Here is a 17,345-nt window from a genome sequence, read left to right as displayed (position 1 = left end):
AGTGCGTCTAGGCCGCCCGACGTTGCGCCAGCACCGCCCCCGCGAGGATGAACGCGCCGCCGAGCAGGATGGCGGGCCGCAGCGCCTCGCCCAGAATGAGGAAGGCCAGCAGCACCGTGAACAGCGGCTCCAATGTGCCGACGAGGCTGGCCCGCGCCGCCCCCAGCCGCGCGACCGCGCCGTACAGGGCGGGCACGGCGACGACGGTGGCGACGAGCGCCATACCGACGATCACGCCCCACTGCGTGAGGGTTCCGGGGATGTCCAGGGTCCCGCTCCCCGCCGCGAGCAGCGCGAAGCACACTCCCGCCACGAGCGCCATGTGCCCGGTCGAGGCGAGCGCCGGAATGCCCCTCAACCACCGCTCCGAGGCGAGGAGGTAGACGGCGTACAGCGCCCCCGCCCCGGCGGCCAGCGCCAGCCCCACGGGGTCCCGGTCGCCCGCCCCCGGCACGCCGATGACCAGCCCCAACCCAAGTGCGGCGAGCGCCACCGCCCCCAGCCGCGCCGCGTCGGGCCGCCGTCCGGCGAGCCACCCGAACAGGATCACGAAGGCGGGCGCGAGGTACAGCAGCAGCGACGTGGTGCCCGCCGTGATGCGCCCCAGCGCCGCGAAGTAGAGGGTGGTCGCCAGCGCGTAGAGCAGACCCACGGCGAGTAACGGCCCCCGCTGTCGCCACGTCAGCCCCCGCCCCGCCAGGGGGAGGAGCATGACGGCGACCAGCCCGAAGCGCCAGGCGAGGAGGTCGAAGCTCCCCAGCCCCACCTGCCCGGCGACCTTGCCCCAGATACCGATGGTGCCCGCACCCAGGGCCGCCACGAGCGCCAGCCCCAGCCCGGAGCGCGTGCGGTCGGCGTCGGCGGTCGCGGGTTGGGCGGGCGCGGTCGTCATGGGGGCGAGGGTAGAGCATGGGGGAGGGCTGGGTTGGCGGGAGAGAAGGGCTTGTCTGGCCTATGGATTCGCCTGGCAAGGCGGAGGTTAGTTCTGATAAACGGTGGAGCGCGTGGGGATGGCGTGCCCGTTCACCCCCTCCCAGCCTCCTCCCTCAAGGGGGAGGAGCAAAAAGCTCCAACCTCGCGCCCTTCCCCTCATGACTTCCCGCTCATCCCTCTAAGTCCGCTGACGGCTGAAAGCTGACTGCTGACCGCTGCCCCTTCCTCACCCCCCTCCCCGACCCGTGCGGCACAATGGAGCGTGTGACCCTGCCGCCCGCCCCCCCTCTTCCTCTGCCGTGGCGGGTGGTGGTGCCCCTGCCCGTGCCCGCGCTGGACTACGCTCCCCCCCACGGGCGGGGTGGGGCCGTGCCGCTGGGCTGCCGGGTTCTCGTGCCCTGGCGCGGCGAGCTGGCGGTGGCCCTGGTCGTCGGTGAGGGGGACCCGCACGGTGCCCACCGCCTGCGTGAGGCGGTTCACGTGCTGGACGACGAGGAGGGGCCGTGGGTGCCTCCCGCCACGGTGGAGGCAGTGACGGCCTGGGCGCGCGACGCCCGACTCCCCGCCGGGCTGGTGTGGGGCGACCTGCTCGGCGTGGGCTGGACGGCCCGGCACAGCCACCGGGTCCGGGCGGTGCCGGGGGCCGACCTGAGCGCCTTCGGGCGGCGTGCCCCGGCGGGGGAGTGGGCGGCGGCGAAGGACTATTCCCCGGTCCTCCTCGACGCCGTGCGCGAACAGGGGTTGCTGGAGGAGACGTTTCAGACCACCTCGCGCACCCGTGGGCTGGTCCGCGCCCGCTCTCTGGCCGAAGTGCCCGCCGCCGCCCGTATGGTCCCCGTCCTGCGCGCCGTGCCGGACGCTCCTCCTCCTCTGACCGCGAAGGGACGGCAGGCGTGGGTGTGGCTCGCCGAACACGGGCCGCACCCCACGCTGAGCGCCTGGGCGCGCGGTGCTGGGGTGGGAACCGGGGTGGTCTCCGGCGTGATGAACGCAGGCGGGGCCGAGACGGTGATGGTGGAGGCCGACCCGCCGCCTGCCTGGGCGTGGCTCGTTCAGAATGGTCCCGCCGAATCCTTGACATCCTGGGCGACGAGAGCGACGGCGGACGGCATCCCCCTCTCGCCTACAGGGGCGGGCACGCTCGTCGCGCGGGGGTGGGCGGACGTGGTACAGGAGGCTGCGCCGCCGCCAGCCCTTCCCGAACCGGGAGACTCCTGGCTCACCCCCGACCCTGACCGTCTCCCGGAAGTTCCGGCGTGGCGGCTGCACGGGGGGCGGCCCGCCTCGCGCTTCCGCACGCTCGCCCCGCGTATTTCCCGGCTGCTGGGGCAGGGGCGCTCCGTCCTCGTCCTCGCGCCCGACCACGCGACCCTGCGCCGCGCGTGGGACGGGCTGTCGGGCCTCGCGGCGACGGCGGGCACCCGCGCCGTGCAGGTCAGCGGGGCTTTGAACGAGGGGCAGCGCGAACACGCTTGGACCCTCATTCGCTCGGAGCGGGCGCGGCTGGTGATCGGCTCCTACCTCGCCCTGACCGCGCCCCTGCCCGATCCGGCCCTCGTCGTCGTGCTGGAGGAGGCGAGCGACGCTTACAAGCTCCCATCGGGGTCGCACGCTTTCGTCCCCGACGTGGCCGCCCGCGTTGCCCAGGCGCATGACGCCGCTCTCGCCCTCGTGGGAAGTGCCCCCGCCGCCGAGAGCGTGCCCCTGCCCGGCGCGGTGCTGCCGCCGCCGCGTGCGCGCGTGCATGTGGTGGACTACGCGAATCCGCCCGAGCAACCCGAACTCGGCCCGCTGAGCGGCGTTCACCTCACCCCCGGCGACCTCGGCTACCCGGTGAGCCACGACCTCGCACGGCTGCTGCGGCAGGTGCAGGAGCGCGGGCGGCAGGCGGCGCTGCTCGCCCCCCGGCGCGGGTACTCGGCCCTGCTGCGCTGCCCGACCTGCGAACACATCCCCCAGTGCCGCAACTGCGACGTGGCGCTGCGTTTCCACCACGACACCCGCCAGCTCACCTGCCACCAGTGCGGCTACCGGGTGGCCGTCCCCGACCGCTGCGACGTGTGCGGCGAGCAGATGTGGAAGGCGCGCGGCCCCGGCACCGAATGGATCGCGCAGACGGTGGAGAAGCTCGCCCCCGGCCTCCCCGTCTACCGCTACGACCGCGACCATCAGGACGACCTCTCGCCCCTGTACGCGGGGGAGAGCGGCGTGGTGGTGGGCACCCAGCTCCTGCTCTCGCAGGACGCGCCGCCCAACCTCGCCCTGCTGGGCGTCACCCTGGCCGACACGTGGCTCAACCTGTCGGACTTCCGCGCCTCCGAGCGGTATCACCGCCTGCTGCGCCAGCTCGCCGAGTGGCACCCGGAACGCGCCCCCATGATCGTCGTGCAGACCTTCCAGGCCGACCACCCGGCGTTGAGGGTCCTCGTGGAGGGCCGCGACGCCCTCGCCTACCCCGCCGCCGAGGAGCGGGTGCGGGCCGCCCTGGGGTATCCGCCCCACGCCCGCCTCGCGCAGGTGGAGGTCGCCTCCCGTGATCCTCAGCGGGCGAAGATCGCGGCCCAGGAGGTCTTCGACGCTCTGCACGGGGCCGGAGCGGGGGCACACGAGGTCTTAGGCCCCGCACCCAGTCCAGTCGCCCGATTGCGTGGCGTCTACCCCTACCACCTGCTCCTGCGTGCCCGCGACGACGCGCGCCTGTCTCAGCTTCTCTCCACGCTGGACCGCTCGTGGAAGGCGCGCGTGCGCGTGGATGTGAACCCACGCGGCGGGTTGTAAGTGGGCACGGACATCCACGAGTCCTACGAGGTCCGGGAGGGCGGGCGCTGGGTGGAGCGGGTCTTCCAGCCGCCCGCCGACTTCCACCGCATGACGGCCAGGGAGCGGGCCGCCTACTTCGACCATCCCGCGCGCCTGACCCGCAACTACGCCCTTTTCGCCATCCTGGCCGACGTGCGAAACGGGGTTGCGGACGTGCCCGGCAGCACATTCTTCCCCACCATCGCCCCGCCGCGTGGCCTGCCCGCCGACGTATCGCCCAAGATTCGGCGGGCCAGCCGGGACCTCGGCGACGGCGAGGAGGACGAGGAGTGGGGCTACAGCCACTCCTGGTTCACCCTGCGCGAGCTGCTGGAGTACGACTGGGAGCGGCGCGTCGTCCGCTTGGGCGTGGTGAACGCGGCGGAGTACGCCCGCTTCCGCCGCGAGGGCAGGCCGGGCGGCTGGGCGGAGGCCATTGCGGGGCCGAACGTCGTTCCGGTCAGCCATGCGGAGATGGACGCCCTGCTGGAGCGTGAGCCGCACCTCGTCCTCCTGTCGTGGAAGGAGCCGGGGATGGGGCACCCGGCGGCGCGCGATGGCCGGACCTACATCACCTCCGTCCGCTGGGAGGAGACGTGCTCAGAGGCGGTCGGCCCCTTCGTGACGCGGACGCTGCCCTTCCTGCGCGCTCAGGTGGACGACCCGGACGACCTGCGGCTGGTCTTCTGGTTCAGCAGTTGAGCCGCCCCGCACCCACGATCTGAATGATCGCCTGCGCGAGTGCCGGAGTTCCGGGCGCTGCCCCAGCTTCCTGCGCTGAGGCGCTCACTGCCGCCCTTCCCGCTTCCTTGACCCTCATCTGACGAGCTTGGTCGCCTGGGCTAAACTGCCCTCCATGATCCGTCTCGCCGTCCTCGCCGACCTGCACGCCAACCTGGAGGCGACGCGGGCGGTCCACGCGGACGTTCAGAGGCGCGGCATCACCGACATCTGGGTCCTCGGCGACCTCGTGGGCAAGGGGCCGCGCCCCCGCGAGGTGGTGGAATGGACGCAGGCGCACGCCTCGCGCGTTATCCAGGGCAATTGGGACGCCCGCGTGGCCGGGGCCACCCACCGCCCGCAGGACCTCTGGCCGCGCAGCCAACTCACGCCGGGGCAGCTTCAGTACCTGTCCTCCCTTCCCTACGGCATCGAGGAGCAATTCGGCGGCGCGTGGTGGCGCTTCGTTCATGCGAGCAGCAAAGGCCTCTTCCACCGCCTGTACCCGCATTCCAGCCTCGCCGAGCAGCTCGACGCCTTCGCGCCCAACCCGCAGTTCGGCCTCCTCCAGCACGCCGATGCCCTGGTCTATGCCGACGTTCACGAGACCCTGATGCTGGACGTGGAGGGCCGTCCCCTCATCAACACGGGGTCGGTGGGCAATCCGCTCGACAGCACGCTCCCCAGTTACCTGATTCTGGAGTTCGACCCGAACGGCCCCGCCCACACCGCTGCCTTTGTCCGGCTCACCTACGACCGCGCGGCGGAAATTGCCGTGGCTGAGGCGAGCGGGATGCCCTTCACGCGCGAGTACATCGCGGAATTGCTGACGGGGGCGTATCAGAAACGGCGGGCGCGGACGGGGGAATGAGGGTTGTGGGAGGAGAAGGAGAGCTTCTGCCAGGTGGAGAGCATTTTTCCTTCTATAGTTACTTAAATCATGCCGTCTATTCTAAATACTTAGAATTATGTCTATAGTGGATCATATGTCGTCGAAATAATGTACCGCGAATAGGGGTTGACAGGGCAGGGGGAGAAATGCGAAAGGGACGGTGCTTATGGGCCGTCCCGACCTCAGTTTACTCCCACTCCCCGAGGCTTTTCGACTCCTGGCCCAGTGGCTGATGCCCCACATGCCGCCCAAACTGATCCACCCGCACGAGAAGATCAGCGACGCCGAACTGGTGGCGGTTGCGGTGCTCCAGCGGCTCCACAAAGTGCCGTACTTCAATCGGTGGTGGCGGTTGGTGAAGCTCAACCACTTCCCCCAGTTCCCATCGGAGGTGCAGGCCCGAGTGCGCCTGAAGAGGCTGACCCCGGTGATCGAGGGCGTCTGTGTCGAAGTCCAGGCACTGGACTTCGTGGTCGTGGACTCCGAACCCCTCCCGGTTTGTACCTTCAAACGCGCTCCCCGCTGCAAGTTTCGGGGGGCTGGACACGGGTTCAGCACCTCCGGCCCAGTTTACGGATTCAAGCTCCATGCCTGGACGATGCTCAACGGCAGGATTGCCAAATACGAGATTCACCCGGCGAACGAGCATGACTTCTCGGTCGGGTGTGTGATGAACCGGGACTGGCCCGCTTACAGCGGACCCAAGCAGATTGGGGATAAAGGCTACCAGTCGGGCACTTACCTGACGCCGCCCAAGAAGAATGCCAAACGACCTGACCCACGCTGGAAAAAAGAGTACGGGGTCGCCCGCAAGATCATCGAGTCCACGTTCTCGGTCCTCGTCGGTTCCGGGCTGCGTTGGGGGCAGGTCAAAACGCTGGAGAGTTTGCGACTCAAAGTGGCCCTCGTCGTCCTGGCGCACAACCTCAAGTTCCTCACCCTCGCTCCCTAACCCTACCTCCCCGCCAGAATCAACCCCTATTCGCGGTAATGTATAATCTCTCTTTGTGTCACATTAGGTAACAAATCTGAAGAAGTGAAGGCATCTTCGTATTCTGTGATCGTCTTATACATCTTGAATGCAACTTCCGCTCGTGAAAGTTTTGATGCAACTACAATCTGTTCCAACCAAGTTGAACACCAAAGAACTGACAGTTCCTTGTCGTCCTCATAATCAACGTCCATATATACGCCAACGGCGGTAAAGATAATACGAGCAAAAGAGTCGTCTGCCTCACGCAGTCTTTTCTCATATGCTATTTGAAGTAGGTGACGAGATAGTAGAAGGTTCTCGTCGCCACCAAGCCATCCAGCACCCCTAATCTTCTTTAGCGCGCGCGCTATAGCGATATTGTTGCTCCTTCCATTATAAATGGAACACGCCATGAGACCGTGGAGCATCAAAACGTTAGAGAGGTTGTATTTGTACAACTCTTGGTAGACATCCATAAGTTCCCGCTGTGTGTCTGTGATCTTTATAACTCACAGCCCTTATGCGCCAATTTCTCCCCGCTCCCGCATCCGCGCCGCCAGCTTGGCTGGCTCGAAGAGGCTCGCGCCGTCCCCGTAGCGGCGCCGCACCGCGCCCTGCACGAGCCACAGCGCGAGGCCCACGCCGACGAGGCTGATGACGAGGGCGGGAATCCGCATGATGGCGTTCACCTCGGCCACCTGCGCGTTGAAGGTGTCGGTGCCGAAACGGGCCGTCACCCGCCCGTAGTTGACGATGCTGTTCACCACACCGCCCACGAGGTCCACGACCGCGAAGGCGACGGTACCGAGGGCGAGGGCACGGTGAACCTGCGGGTCGCGCATGGCCTGTTGCGTGGCGGCGCGGTCCTCCGGCTTCTCACCGATGGAGGCGGCGTCGAGGAAGACGCGGAAGAGGGGCACGCTCGTCGCCGCGCTGATGAGGAAGAGAATGCCCGTCAGGTACGAGCGGGCGCTGTCCTTGATCGCGTACCAGAAGCCGTCCACGTACCAGAAGGCGAGCGCCCCCGAAAAGATCGCCCCCGCCCCGCCGATGATCGCCACCGGGCTGACGTTGCGGTTCACGAACAGGTCCACGAGCACGTACACGACCGGGATGAGCGCCGCGACCACGTAGGCCCGGATGTTCCCGCCCGTGCCGCCGCCCAGCAACTCCGCCACGCTGATGCCGCTGCCCAGGATGTTCGGACTCAGGATCAGGATGGGGATGATCAGGGTGAACACGAGGTCCCAGACGGTCTTGGGCACCCCGGAGCGGGGAGTGGTGACGGGACGGGGGGACTGCGGGACGGTCATGGGAGGATTGTCTCACCTGCGGGTGAGTGGTGAGTAGTCAGTGGGGAGTGGGTTGGGGCCATGTGGCACTTGCGCCGCGTGCCCGCAACGCTGGGGTCTCAGCACAGGCCGACCCCTCCACTCACCACTCCCCACGGACCACGGACCGCCTCTCAGTCCTCGTGCCCGTGCCCCGATTGCCCGCGCCTCCCGCTGACCTCCTCGCGCACCTCGGCGATGAAGTAGGTGCAGGCCTCGGCGCAGGGGATGGCCCCCGGCACGCCCGAGAAGAAGGTGCGGGGCAGCCGCTCCCCGGCCCACAGCCGCGTCTTGAGGCAGCCGCTACAGACATCCTTCGCCACGTTCTCCACCTGCTCGGGGGTGGCGCGGCTCACCTTCGCGTAGATGCCGGTCTGGCGGCGGGCGGTCGTCGGCCACGGGGTAGCGCGCAGAGTGTGGCAGTGCTGGGCGTACCCCTCCTCCACGACGGCGGGATAGAGAGTGTGGACGCCGCGCGGCAGGTCCTCCTCCGACAGCACCGCCCGCCAGCCGCGCGGCAGATTGCGGAGGGTGTGGACGGGGCGGTGGTGTCCGCCCTCGTCGCGGCGGGTGAGGTCGCGCAGGCCCTCGGGCGTGACGACGGTGGTCAGGTCGTCGGCGGGGCAGCCCTCGTCCAGCGCGTGCCTCAGCTCGAACATGCCCGCTTGGGGAGTGATGAGCGCCTCGCCCAGGCGGGTGCCCCGGCGGGCCAGCCCCAGGAAGGCTCCCCACGCCGCCGCGTGTCCGCGCTCCACGTCCCCCCCGCGCTCCGACGCGCCGTGTGCCTCCTCCGCGAGGTGCAGCACCACGTCGGCCACGGCGGAATGGGTCCCGACCGGCTTGGCGTAGTACACCGTCTGCGGCCCATGCGGGTTGTCAGGAAACTCGGTAATTTCCCCCGTCAGGCCCATGTCCTCGGGAATCGTCTCCAGCGTGTGCCAGCCCTCGGAGGCGAAGAAGGGCACGACGACCACGCGGGGAGCGCGCACCTTTTCCGGCCAGGTGCCCACCTTCGGCTCCTCGTCGAGGAAGAGGGCGTGGACCTCCGCGAAGTGACCCGCCTCACGCAGGCGGTCGGCGTTGCCGTAAATCACCCGGTTGGAGTTCTCGTTGCGGGTGGTGCCGTGCCCCAGCACGATGAGGGCCGTGTCCTCGGCGCTGAGGTCGGGCAATGCCTCGCGCGCCCGCGTCAGGATCACGTCGCCCATGCCGGGGTGGACGCCGTAGGGCAGCGTGTAGCGCACCGTCCGCCCACCGAGCACACGTGCCACGCCCTCCGGCGGCACCGGTCCCTGATGGCCGAGGCCGAGTTCGCGCGGGATCACCGTCTCGGTGAAGTAGCCCTCGGAGATGAACATGGGGATGACCGTCACGTCGGTGCTGGCGGTCGTCCTCAGCACCTGCCGCAGCGACGGTTCCTCCTTCCAGTAGCCCTCCACCACCTCGTCGAACAGGCCGCGCCCGCGCAGCAGCTCCGCGTAACGGTAGACCGCACCCGCCGACTCGCCGTTCAGGTGGGAGCCGTGACCGATCAGCACGAGAGAACGCATATGAGTGCAATCTAACGCCGCTCGGGGCGCGCGATTGTCCCGCGTCCCTCCGTCTCCGGTCCGGCATAAATCGCCCTGAAGTGTGTCCTCACACACGCTGGGGGGAAGGGTGCGAGGTTGGGAGGCGTCCGCACTCTTCATCCCCGACTCTTCAGGAGGTCTTCCCATGTTCTTCCAGCAACGTGACCGCCACGAGCAGATGGCCCGCCTCGACCCCCGCGACACCAACATGGACGGAACGGTCAGCCCGCAGGAGGCCGCCGCGTACATTCAGGACTACATGCAGAACGCCTCCCCCGAGGAGCGCCGCCAGATCATGCAGGAGTACTTCGGACAGATGCCGCAGGACCAGCGCCGACAGATGGGCGAGGCCATCGTGCAGAGTCCCTACAACCCGGTGCAGAACGTGCGTCACGACGACGACGACGACCTGATCGACGCCTACACCCGCACCGCGCAGGCCCCCATGCAGCAGGGTGGCCGCAGCCCGTTGGAGGCCGCCTTCGGCCAGGGTGGGGCGCTGAGCAACCCGATGGTCAAGGCGGGTCTCATCGGTCTGGCTGGAATGATCGGCAGCCGAATGCTACGCCGCTAGACTGAGAAAACAAGCAAGATCACGCCCCCGGTCCGCGCGGCTGGGGGCGTTCGCCGTGGAAGCTGCGTGGGGAAGACCACAGGAGGGCGGAGCAGGATTTCTTCTGCCCCTCCCCCCTGAACTCCTGATGTGCAATAGGAACCACACGCGCCAGACGTATGTTTTGCACCCCCTGCGGGAGAAGGCCGGGGAGAGGGGTGAAGAGCACCGCTCATCCTGCTGTTAGACGACAAAAACGTGCCTTCCCCTGAACCCGCAGGACACATCGGACGACCCCTGGGGGAGGCTGGGACTGGTACAGCTCCGCAGGAGAGGGGGTGAGCGGGCATGGGTGCCCGGAACATAGTCCGACGACCCCTCGCTTCCCCCTTGCAAGCAAACGGACTTCCAAATCCCGCTGGCGGCTGGGAACCGGCGACCAACCTCTCCCCAACCCTCAAGCCCGACTGTGAACCCTTCGCGCAATTGCCCCCGCACCCGACCCGCTAGAATCGCCCCCAATGCCCCTCTCGTACCTCGCGCGCATCGCGCAGACGCCCGCCCCGACCTTCGAGGAGGAGGAGAGGGCGGACCTCATGGCGCGGCTGTGGGAGGGCCTCGGCTACCACACCGAGCGCGACGAGGTGGGCAACGTCCTCACCCGCATCACCCCGCCCGGCACCCAGGGGCGGCCCGCCCTGCTCCTCGCCGCGCACCTCGACACGGTGTTCGCGCGGGGCACGGACGTGACGGTGCGTGAGGAACGCGGGCGGCTCGTCGGCCCCGGCGTGGGAGACAACAGCGCCAGCCTCTCGGTCGTAACGGCGCTGCTGCGCGACCTGCGCGGCCACGAGGGACAGCTTCAGCGCCCGCTGTGGGTCGCCGCCAACGTGGGCGAGGAGGGGCTGGGCGACCTGCGCGGGGCCAAGCACCTTCTCGCCCGGCACCGCCCCAGCCTCGGGGCCTTCATCGCGGTGGACGGGTATCTGGGCGTGGCGGTGACGCGGGCGGTGGGGGTACGGCGCTACCGGGCGGTCTTTCAGGGACCGGGTGGGCACTCGTGGGGCGATCAGGCCCCGAGCGCCCTGCACGCGCTGGGGGTGGCGATCAGCGCCCTGTACGCCCTGCACCGCCCGCTCTCGCCCCGCACGACCCTCAACGTGGGCCTCGCCTCGGGCGGCACGAGCGTCAACTCCATCGCGGGCAGCGCCGAACTTCTCCTCGACCTGCGCTCGCTCGACCCGCAGGCCCTCGCCGACCTCGACGCGCGGGCGCAGGCGGCCCTGCACGCGGCGGCCCGTGAGGTGGGGGTCAGCCTCCATCTGGAACGGGTGGGCGACCGCCCCGGCGGAGACCTCGGGGCCGAGCCGCTGCTCGACCTTGCCCGCGACGCCGCCCTCGAACACCGCGCCGACCTCCGCCTCGCGTCCAGCAGCACGGACGCCAATGCCGCCGTTCCCCACGCGCTGCCCGCCATCGCCGTCGGCGTCTACCGGGGCGGCAACGCCCACCGCGAGGACGAGTGGGTTCAGGCGAGCAGCCTCGCGCCCGGCCTGCGCTTTCTGCGCCGTGTGGTGGACCTGTATCAGCGGCGTCCGGTGGCGTAGGAGCGGTCAGCTTTCAGCGATCAGCCGTCAGCTCCCAGGGTCCGATCAGAAGTTCGGCGTTCGTGCTTGTGAGGATGGTTTCCCCTCCAAACCCGGAGAGTTGCCGAGCAGAGGGGAAGCTCTGAGGCCAGTTCCACTCGCTCCCTTACCCAGAGACACTCTTCTCAACCGGACTCCCGGTGCTGCAAGGTTCGTCGGGGCAAGACCTCTATTCCAGTTCTGAAGATGTGCAGGACCCGCCCACCGCAAGCTGACTGCTGAAAGCTGATGGCTGACGGCTGACTGCCTCCCGTCCCCCCACCCCCCGCCCATTTTTTGTGACGGGTGCGGCATTTTCGGCCCACCAACTTCCCATCTGTCAGGGGCAGAATGGGAGGGGAAATGACTGCTTCCCCACGCCGCCGCGCGGCCTCTCACCTGTCCGTGTTCCTCGCTGCCGCAACCGTGCTGACGACCGGACCGCTGGGGAAGGGTGCCGGAGCGCAGGTCAGCCCGGCGCAGGTCAACCCGGCACAGGTCAACCCCGTCGCCCCGTCCGCCGTCTCGCCCGCCCAGGCGACCTTCGAGCAGGTCAACCTGCTCATCCAGAAGGAATACGGCGGCCTGTCTACCGTGGACCGGGTGGCGCTGGGGCGCGAGTATCAGGCCCGGCTCGACGCCGTGTGTGCTCCAACGCCGACGACCTGCCCTGCCGAGAAGGCGTATCCGGTCATTGAGGCCGAACTCACCGCCCTCGGCGACGAGCACAGCTTCTTCCAGACGCCGGAGGACTTCCGCGACTTCGTGGCGAGCGCGACGGGCGGCAACCGGCGGCAGTTCGGGGTCAAGCTCGCCCGCCTGGATGGCGAGAACCGGGTGGTGCTGGAGATCGTGCCCCAGAGTGCCGCCGAGGAGGCGGGGCTGGTGCGTGGCGACGTGCTGCTCACCCTCGACGGCCAGCCGTACACCTTCGCCGGGCTGCGCGAGGCGCGGATCGCGGGCCGCACGGTCGCGTTGGGGGTCGAGCGGGCGGGCCAGCCGCTCACCGTCTCCCTCACGTCGCGCGACAGCTCCACCCGCGACCTGCCCCGGCTGAGCTTCGCGGGGCCGCAGGGGAACGTGGCGGTCCTGCGGATTCCCACCTTCCTGTCGGGCGGCGGCATCGCCCAGCGCGTTCACGAACTCGTGGCCGAGGCGCGGCTGCGCGGCGCGGCAGGCATGATCGTGGACCTGCGCGGCAACACGGGCGGCAGCCTCTCCGAGTGCGACAGCTCGGTGAGCGCCTTCGTGCCCGCCTTCACGCGCGTCGCGCGGGGCGCAAACGGGGAAGCCTCCACCCGCGTGGGCCGGGGTGCCCGGCTGGAGGATGGCCGCAGCCTCGGCGGGGTCCGCAGTCCCCAGCTCTGGACCGGGCCGCTCGCCGTCCTCGTGGACGAGGGCAGCGCGTCGTGCAGCGAGTTCTTCGCCTACGAGGTTCAGTACGCCGGACGCGCCCCCATCATCGGCGAGGCGACGGCGGGCGTAGGCAACACGGCCACGCGCGTCTTCCCGGTGGGCGAGGACGCCGCCCTCCAGCTCACCATCATCAACTACGCCAAGCCCGACGGTTGGCCCTACCCCACCCAGATCACGCCCAACGTAGTCCTCGACCAGACCGAGAACGACGTGCGGCTGCTCACGCGCGGCCAGGACACCCTCCTCAACCTCGGCCTTCACGCCCTCGCCACCGCCCCGACGTTGACGCAGGACCAGAACCGCTCGTTGCCTTGAGAGCGGTTGGCCGAGAGGGAAGGTCCAAACGGTGCCTGTCAGGGCAGCCGGGAGAGGAGGGCCGTGAAGTCCCCCGCCAACCTGTACTCCCCAAGTGCCGCCGGAATGACCACCGAGCGGAGGGGAGCGAGCGTGACGCCGCCCTCCGCCCACGTCAGCCGCGCCTCCCCGCTTGTCACCGTCAGGGCGTGGAAGCTCTCGCCGCGCGTGTCGCCCGTGAGCGGTGCGCCTCCTGTCAGGCGTTCCAGAACGAAGTAGTCGCAGCGGGTGAGTTCCCGCGTCTCGCCCGGCTGGAGGGCTTCGCTCGTCATCAACGTGGCCTGAGCGGTCGTCGTGACGATGGCGCTCTCGTGGAGGTGGAGGGTACGCCCGGCGCTGGCGGGGCGGTCCCAGTCGTAGACGCGGTAGGTCAGGTCCGAGGTCTGCTGCACCTCGTACAGGAAGAGGCCCGGTCCCAGCGCGTGCAGCGTCCCGGCGGGCATCAGCACCGTGTCGCCCGTCGTGACGGGGTGGCGGTGGGCGTGGTCCATCACCCGTCCGCCCAGGATGGCCTCGCGCAACAGCCCCGCCTCCGTCCCCGGCCTCACCCCCGCGATGAGTTCGGCCCCCGGTGCCGCGTCGAGGATATGCCACGCCTCCGTCTTGCCAAGCTGGCCCTCACCCGCCAGCTCGCGCGCCTGCTCGTCGTTGGGGTGGACCTGCACGCTCAGCCACTCGGCGCAGTCCAGCAGCTTGATCAGGAGCGGGAAGCGGGTGCCCCGTGCCCGGCGTCCCAGCAACTCGTGAGGGTGGGCGGCGCTGAGTTCGGCGAGCGTGTGCCCGGCGTGGGGACCGCCCTCCACCTCGTTCTCCTCGTAGACCTCCCACGCCTCCCCGATGGGCTGGGGCGCTGCCGGGTCAAGCCGCCGCCCTCCCCACACCCTTTGCGCGAGCCGAGGCCGGAGGACGAGGGGCGCACGCGGGGAAGCAACCATGCCGCCCATGATGCCAGAGCGCGCCGGGCGCTCCCACAAGCAACACCCCACCCCTCGCCTCATGGACTGGGGGTGGGGTGGGGGAGGGTGAACTCACACCAACCTGTGTTGATTCGTGAGAATCAACCGAGCGGAGCGAGCAGCAACAAGGACCGGCTGGCGGCGATGGAAGAACATCCGGTGGTCTCCAGGATGTTCTGGAATCAGAGCAAGTCGGTCTCAGGCCTGGACGCGGCTGGGGCGGGTCACGGTGACGCCCGCATCCTCGCGCTTGGCCCCGGCGGCGTAGCCCACCTGGGCACCGAACTGCCACGCCAGCTTGATCATGAACTGGATGGCCTCCTCGTCGCGCGTCTGAATCAGGGTCCGCAGGTGTTCGGGCAGGCCGTCGGGCAGCGGCATCTGACTGAGCTGCTCGCCGTACTCCGCGCGGAGCTGCTCGAACCACTCGGCGTAGGGATTCGTCATGCCACTATCTTAATACGCCCACGCTCAAGCAATGTAAGTGAAGACGTTCATGGAAGGGGGGCGGGAGGGCTGGCTATGCAGGTGTCGAAGTTTGCCTCCGGGGCACTTTTTCCTTTCCCCAATGGTGTTACGCTTCACGCATGACGGCGACTCTGGCTTCGGACACCCACGACAGCGCCCCCGAGGGCACCCTGAGCATCAGCGAGTACGGCGCGCAGAAGGCCCTTGCCATCCTCGCGCAGAGCGGCAAGGAGAACGCGGGCGTGCGCGTGTTCATCAAGAGCGGCGGGTGCAGCGGCTACCAGTACGGCATGGCGATCGACGACCGCGAGCTGGACGGCGACACCATCGTCTTCGACCGGGGCGTGAAGCTCGTCGTGGACCGCATGAGCTTCCCGCTGCTGCGCGGCAGCGAGGTGGACTTCGTGGAGAACATGATGGGGGGCGGCTTCACCGTCCACAACCCCAATGCCACGAGTTCCTGCGGCTGCGGCCACTCCTTCCGCACGGACGGCTCCCAGTCCCCCGACGGGCAGGGCAGCGGTGGCTGCGGCACGCACTAGGACTTTTCCTGCAAGCTGCCCGGTGTCAGTCGCCGGGCGGTTGCTTTTTGGACTTTGGCCGGGAGGAGCGGCCAGCCGCCAGCCGCCAGCCGCCAGCGAAGGACGATGGACAGTCCCCGCGTCGGATTTGCCCGTGTGCGTCGGCCTGGGCTTGCTATTCTGCCCGCATGATTGTGCTCGGCGTGGACCCCGGCCTGGCGAACCTCGGCCTGGGCCTCGTCGAGGGGGACATCCGCAAGGCCCGGCACCTCCATCACGTCTGCCTCACCACCGAGAGCGCGTGGGTGATGCCCCGCCGCCTCCAATACATCCACGAGGAAGTGTCGCGCCTGCTCGCCGAGTACCAGCCGCAGGCGGTCGCCATCGAGAACCAGATTCTGCGGCGGCAAGCGGACGTGGCCTTCAAGGTCGGGCAGGCGTTCGGCGTGGTGCAGCTCGCGTGCGCGCAGGCGGGCGTGCCCATTCACGCCTACGGCCCCATGCAGGTCAAACGCTCGCTCGTGGGCACGGGCCGTGCGGACAAGGAACAGGTCATCTATATGGTCAGGGCGTCCCTCGGCCTCGGCGAGCTGTTCAACAACCACGCCGCCGACGCGCTCGCCCTCGCGCTGACCCACCTCGCGCACCAGCCCATGCTGGCCGCCGCCTCGCGCTCCCGCCCCCGGCTCGCGCGCACGTAGGCCTTCCCGCGTGGCCCTCGCTCTTCCGCTCGCCGCGTCCGTGGTGCTGACGTTCGGATGGCTGTGGTTCTTCGTGCGCCGCGACCGTCACCCCGAGCCGCCGTGGCTCCTCGCCCGGACCTTCGGCTGGGGCATGGTGGCGTGGGCCGTCTCCGCCGCCTTCGAGGCCAGCTTTCAGCGGCTGGGCGTGGCCGCCTTTGTCCTGCTCCTTGCGGCGGTGGTGGAGGAGGCCACCAAGTTCCTCGCGGCGAGCACCGTCGTCACCGAGCGGGCCTTCGACGAGCCGATGGACGGCCTCGTGTACGCCGTGACCGCTGCGCTGGGCTTCGCCCTGATGGAGAACGTCACCTACACCCTGGGCTTCGGCACCCACGCCGCCACCTGGCACGCCCTGCTCACCACGCTCGCCCACGCCCTGTTCAGCGCCCCGCAGGGCTATTCCCTCGGGAGCCGTCACCTGCGCGGCGGCGAGTACGCGAGCCACTGGTGGCGCTCGCGCGGGCTGCTCCTGAGCGTGGCGCTGCACTTCGTCTTCAACGGCCTCGTGACCGGGGGGGCGGGCTGGCCGCAACTCGCCGTGCTGGGCGTGGTCGTCGTTCTGATGGTCGTCCTGACACGGCGGTATTATCTGCATTTCGAGGAACACGCCCGCACCAATCCGCGTCCGCCCCAGTGACTCCTGTGTAGGAGCTACAACGTGGGATGGCCCGTCTGACCGTCCACCCAATGCTCGCCGTCCTCGTCGGCCTCATGCTTCCAGACGGGAAGGTGGACTTTGAGGTGTTCGATCAGGAAGTCGCACGCCTCCAGTGCCGCACGCCGATGCGGACTCGCCACGCCGATCAGGATGCTCGCCTCCCCCGGAAGCAGGCGGCCCACCCTGTGTTGGACGACGACCCGCATCTCACCCCAGCGCTGGCGGGCCTGCTTGGCCGCCTCCCGCATCACTCGCTCGGCCATCGGCGCGAACCCTTCGTACTCGATGGAATCCACCCGCTTGCCCTTGTTGGGAGAGCGTACCGTGCCCACGAAGTACGCCTGCGCGCCGTGCTCGGGCCGGACGAGGAAAGCGTCGGCCTCGGAGAGGAGAAGGGGCTGGTCCACCACCTCACACCGGGTTTCGTCGTCCGTGCCGCCCGCCACCGGCGGAAGGAAGGCCACCTCGTCGTCGGGCCTTAGCGTCTGGTCCGGCGTCGCGTACACCTCGTTGACCGCCGCCATGCATCCGCGCAGGCTCAGGCCATGTTGCGCCTCCACCCGCGTTGCCAGGTCCCGAACCGTCGCGCCCTCCGCCACGTCGAGCGTGGCCGTCTCCAGCCCGGCTTCCCGTTGCAGACGCGCAAAAAACACCACCATGACCCGCATGGCCGGAGCGTACCACGCCCCCTGGGCCTGGGCCGGGGTTGGGTGTTGACAAGATCGGGCGTGACCTGTATCTTTTCTGAGCCTCAGTTGAGGCGCGGAGCATGACAAGCGAAGAGGTGTGCGAGAAATAGCGTTGTTCACGCCCAGGTTCTGCGGAGCCTGGGTGT

17 protein-coding genes are annotated in these 17,345 nt (G+C 69.0%); 10 read left to right on the top strand and 7 right to left on the bottom strand.

The features are described from left to right. Positions 1-7: 7 nt before the first annotated feature. On the bottom strand, positions 8-892 hold the full coding sequence (locus tag V3W47_RS17520; protein ID WP_331826522.1) for a DMT family transporter: 885 nt from the start codon (positions 890-892) through the stop codon (positions 8-10). 296 nt (positions 893-1,188) lie between these two features. On the opposite strand from V3W47_RS17520, the gene priA reads away from it, so the two are divergent. The 4 genes from priA to V3W47_RS17500 all read left to right on the top strand — a co-directional run bounded on the left by priA (position 1,189) and on the right by V3W47_RS17500 (position 6,296). Then, positions 1,189-3,711: a replication restart helicase PriA gene (gene priA, locus V3W47_RS17515; RefSeq protein ID WP_442877243.1), complete on the top strand. Its 2,523-nt coding sequence runs from the start codon at positions 1,189-1,191 to the stop codon at positions 3,709-3,711. After that, entirely contained in the window at positions 3,712-4,434 is a 723-nt protein-coding gene (locus tag V3W47_RS17510) for a hypothetical protein (protein ID WP_331826520.1), read from the top strand. It begins immediately after the preceding gene. Between the two features lie 154 nt (positions 4,435-4,588). Then, positions 4,589-5,323 carry a metallophosphoesterase family protein gene (locus tag V3W47_RS17505; RefSeq protein ID WP_331826519.1) on the top strand — a complete coding sequence of 245 codons (735 nt, stop codon included), beginning with the start codon at positions 4,589-4,591 and terminating at the stop codon, positions 5,321-5,323. Positions 5,324-5,510: 187 nt separating this feature from the next. Next, positions 5,511-6,296: an IS982 family transposase gene (locus V3W47_RS17500; protein WP_331826518.1), complete on the top strand. Its 786-nt coding sequence runs from the start codon at positions 5,511-5,513 to the stop codon at positions 6,294-6,296. 26 nt (positions 6,297-6,322) lie between these two features. Here the strand turns inward: V3W47_RS17500 and V3W47_RS17495 are convergent, their stop codons facing one another. From V3W47_RS17495 to V3W47_RS17485, 3 genes are all read right to left on the bottom strand, one after another. Beyond that, positions 6,323-6,793 (bottom strand): hypothetical protein, encoded by a 471-nt coding sequence (locus tag V3W47_RS17495; protein WP_331826517.1) that lies wholly within the window; start codon positions 6,791-6,793, stop codon positions 6,323-6,325. 42 nt (positions 6,794-6,835) lie between these two features. After that, complete coding sequence (locus tag V3W47_RS17490; protein WP_331826516.1) at positions 6,836-7,630, bottom strand: VC0807 family protein; 795 nt, start codon at positions 7,628-7,630, stop codon at positions 6,836-6,838. A gap of 152 nt (positions 7,631-7,782) precedes the next feature. After that, a complete protein-coding gene (locus V3W47_RS17485; RefSeq protein ID WP_331826515.1) occupies positions 7,783-9,339 on the bottom strand; it encodes a CbiX/SirB N-terminal domain-containing protein in 1,557 nt (518 codons plus the stop codon). A gap of 25 nt (positions 9,340-9,364) precedes the next feature. Here V3W47_RS17485 and V3W47_RS17480 point away from each other — a divergent pair, with 25 nt between their 5' ends. The 3 genes from V3W47_RS17480 to V3W47_RS17470 all read left to right on the top strand — a co-directional run bounded on the left by V3W47_RS17480 (position 9,365) and on the right by V3W47_RS17470 (position 13,128). Beyond that, on the top strand, positions 9,365-9,793 hold the full coding sequence (locus V3W47_RS17480; protein ID WP_331826514.1) for a hypothetical protein: 429 nt from the start codon (positions 9,365-9,367) through the stop codon (positions 9,791-9,793). A 500-nt stretch (positions 9,794-10,293) separates the two neighbouring features. Then, on the top strand, positions 10,294-11,379 hold the full coding sequence (locus V3W47_RS17475; protein ID WP_331826513.1) for a M20/M25/M40 family metallo-hydrolase: 1,086 nt from the start codon (positions 10,294-10,296) through the stop codon (positions 11,377-11,379). A 381-nt stretch (positions 11,380-11,760) separates the two neighbouring features. Beyond that, positions 11,761-13,128, top strand: coding sequence for a S41 family peptidase (locus tag V3W47_RS17470; RefSeq protein ID WP_331826512.1), 1,368 nt, complete (start codon positions 11,761-11,763; stop codon positions 13,126-13,128). Positions 13,129-13,166: 38 nt separating this feature from the next. On the opposite strand, the gene V3W47_RS17465 is transcribed toward V3W47_RS17470, so the two are convergent. Beyond that, entirely contained in the window at positions 13,167-14,102 is a 936-nt protein-coding gene (locus V3W47_RS17465; RefSeq protein WP_331826511.1) for a type I phosphomannose isomerase catalytic subunit, read from the bottom strand. 219 nt (positions 14,103-14,321) lie between these two features. Further along, the gene (locus tag V3W47_RS17460) at positions 14,322-14,570 is read right to left on the bottom strand and encodes a DdrH (RefSeq protein WP_331826510.1); all 249 of its coding nucleotides are present in this window, start codon (positions 14,568-14,570) and stop codon (positions 14,322-14,324) included. Between the two features lie 140 nt (positions 14,571-14,710). On the opposite strand from V3W47_RS17460, the gene V3W47_RS17455 reads away from it, so the two are divergent. The 3 genes from V3W47_RS17455 (at position 14,711) to V3W47_RS17445 (ending at position 16,489) form a co-directional block, all read left to right on the top strand. Next, positions 14,711-15,133 carry a HesB/IscA family protein gene (locus tag V3W47_RS17455; protein WP_331826509.1) on the top strand — a complete coding sequence of 141 codons (423 nt, stop codon included), beginning with the start codon at positions 14,711-14,713 and terminating at the stop codon, positions 15,131-15,133. A gap of 167 nt (positions 15,134-15,300) precedes the next feature. Next, positions 15,301-15,813 (top strand): crossover junction endodeoxyribonuclease RuvC, encoded by a 513-nt coding sequence (locus V3W47_RS17450; protein WP_331826508.1) that lies wholly within the window; start codon positions 15,301-15,303, stop codon positions 15,811-15,813. A 10-nt stretch (positions 15,814-15,823) separates the two neighbouring features. Then, complete coding sequence (locus V3W47_RS17445; protein ID WP_331826507.1) at positions 15,824-16,489, top strand: PrsW family intramembrane metalloprotease; 666 nt, start codon at positions 15,824-15,826, stop codon at positions 16,487-16,489. Positions 16,490-16,503: 14 nt separating this feature from the next. Here the strand turns inward: V3W47_RS17445 and V3W47_RS17440 are convergent, their stop codons facing one another. Beyond that, positions 16,504-17,178, bottom strand: coding sequence for a molybdenum cofactor biosynthesis protein MoaE (locus V3W47_RS17440; protein WP_331826506.1), 675 nt, complete (start codon positions 17,176-17,178; stop codon positions 16,504-16,506). Between the last annotated feature and the right edge of the window lie 167 nt (positions 17,179-17,345).

The organism is Deinococcus sp. YIM 134068, from assembly GCF_036543075.1.
Classification (GTDB): Bacteria; Deinococcota; Deinococci; order Deinococcales; family Deinococcaceae; genus Deinococcus; species Deinococcus lichenicola.
Note: the sequence above shows the minus strand (reverse complement) of the source record. Positions and strands in the feature narration are given on the sequence as shown.

Coding starts and splice junctions, on each gene's coding strand:
- V3W47_RS17520 (WP_331826522.1), bottom strand. CDS start 892: ATGACGACCGCGCCCGCCCAACCCGCGACCGCCGACGCCGACCGCACG.
- priA (WP_442877243.1), top strand. CDS start 1,189: ATGGAGCGTGTGACCCTGCCGCCCGCCCCCCCTCTTCCTCTGCCGTGG.
- V3W47_RS17505 (WP_331826519.1), top strand. CDS start 4,589: ATGATCCGTCTCGCCGTCCTCGCCGACCTGCACGCCAACCTGGAGGCG.
- V3W47_RS17500 (WP_331826518.1), top strand. CDS start 5,511: ATGGGCCGTCCCGACCTCAGTTTACTCCCACTCCCCGAGGCTTTTCGA.
- V3W47_RS17495 (WP_331826517.1), bottom strand. CDS start 6,793: ATGGATGTCTACCAAGAGTTGTACAAATACAACCTCTCTAACGTTTTG.
- V3W47_RS17490 (WP_331826516.1), bottom strand. CDS start 7,630: ATGACCGTCCCGCAGTCCCCCCGTCCCGTCACCACTCCCCGCTCCGGG.
- V3W47_RS17485 (WP_331826515.1), bottom strand. CDS start 9,339: ATGAAGAGTGCGGACGCCTCCCAACCTCGCACCCTTCCCCCCAGCGTG.
- V3W47_RS17480 (WP_331826514.1), top strand. CDS start 9,365: ATGTTCTTCCAGCAACGTGACCGCCACGAGCAGATGGCCCGCCTCGAC.
- V3W47_RS17475 (WP_331826513.1), top strand. CDS start 10,294: ATGCCCCTCTCGTACCTCGCGCGCATCGCGCAGACGCCCGCCCCGACC.
- V3W47_RS17470 (WP_331826512.1), top strand. CDS start 11,761: ATGACTGCTTCCCCACGCCGCCGCGCGGCCTCTCACCTGTCCGTGTTC.
- V3W47_RS17465 (WP_331826511.1), bottom strand. CDS start 14,102: ATGGTTGCTTCCCCGCGTGCGCCCCTCGTCCTCCGGCCTCGGCTCGCG.
- V3W47_RS17460 (WP_331826510.1), bottom strand. CDS start 14,570: ATGACGAATCCCTACGCCGAGTGGTTCGAGCAGCTCCGCGCGGAGTAC.
- V3W47_RS17455 (WP_331826509.1), top strand. CDS start 14,711: ATGACGGCGACTCTGGCTTCGGACACCCACGACAGCGCCCCCGAGGGC.
- V3W47_RS17450 (WP_331826508.1), top strand. CDS start 15,301: ATGATTGTGCTCGGCGTGGACCCCGGCCTGGCGAACCTCGGCCTGGGC.
- V3W47_RS17440 (WP_331826506.1), bottom strand. CDS start 17,178: ATGCGGGTCATGGTGGTGTTTTTTGCGCGTCTGCAACGGGAAGCCGGG.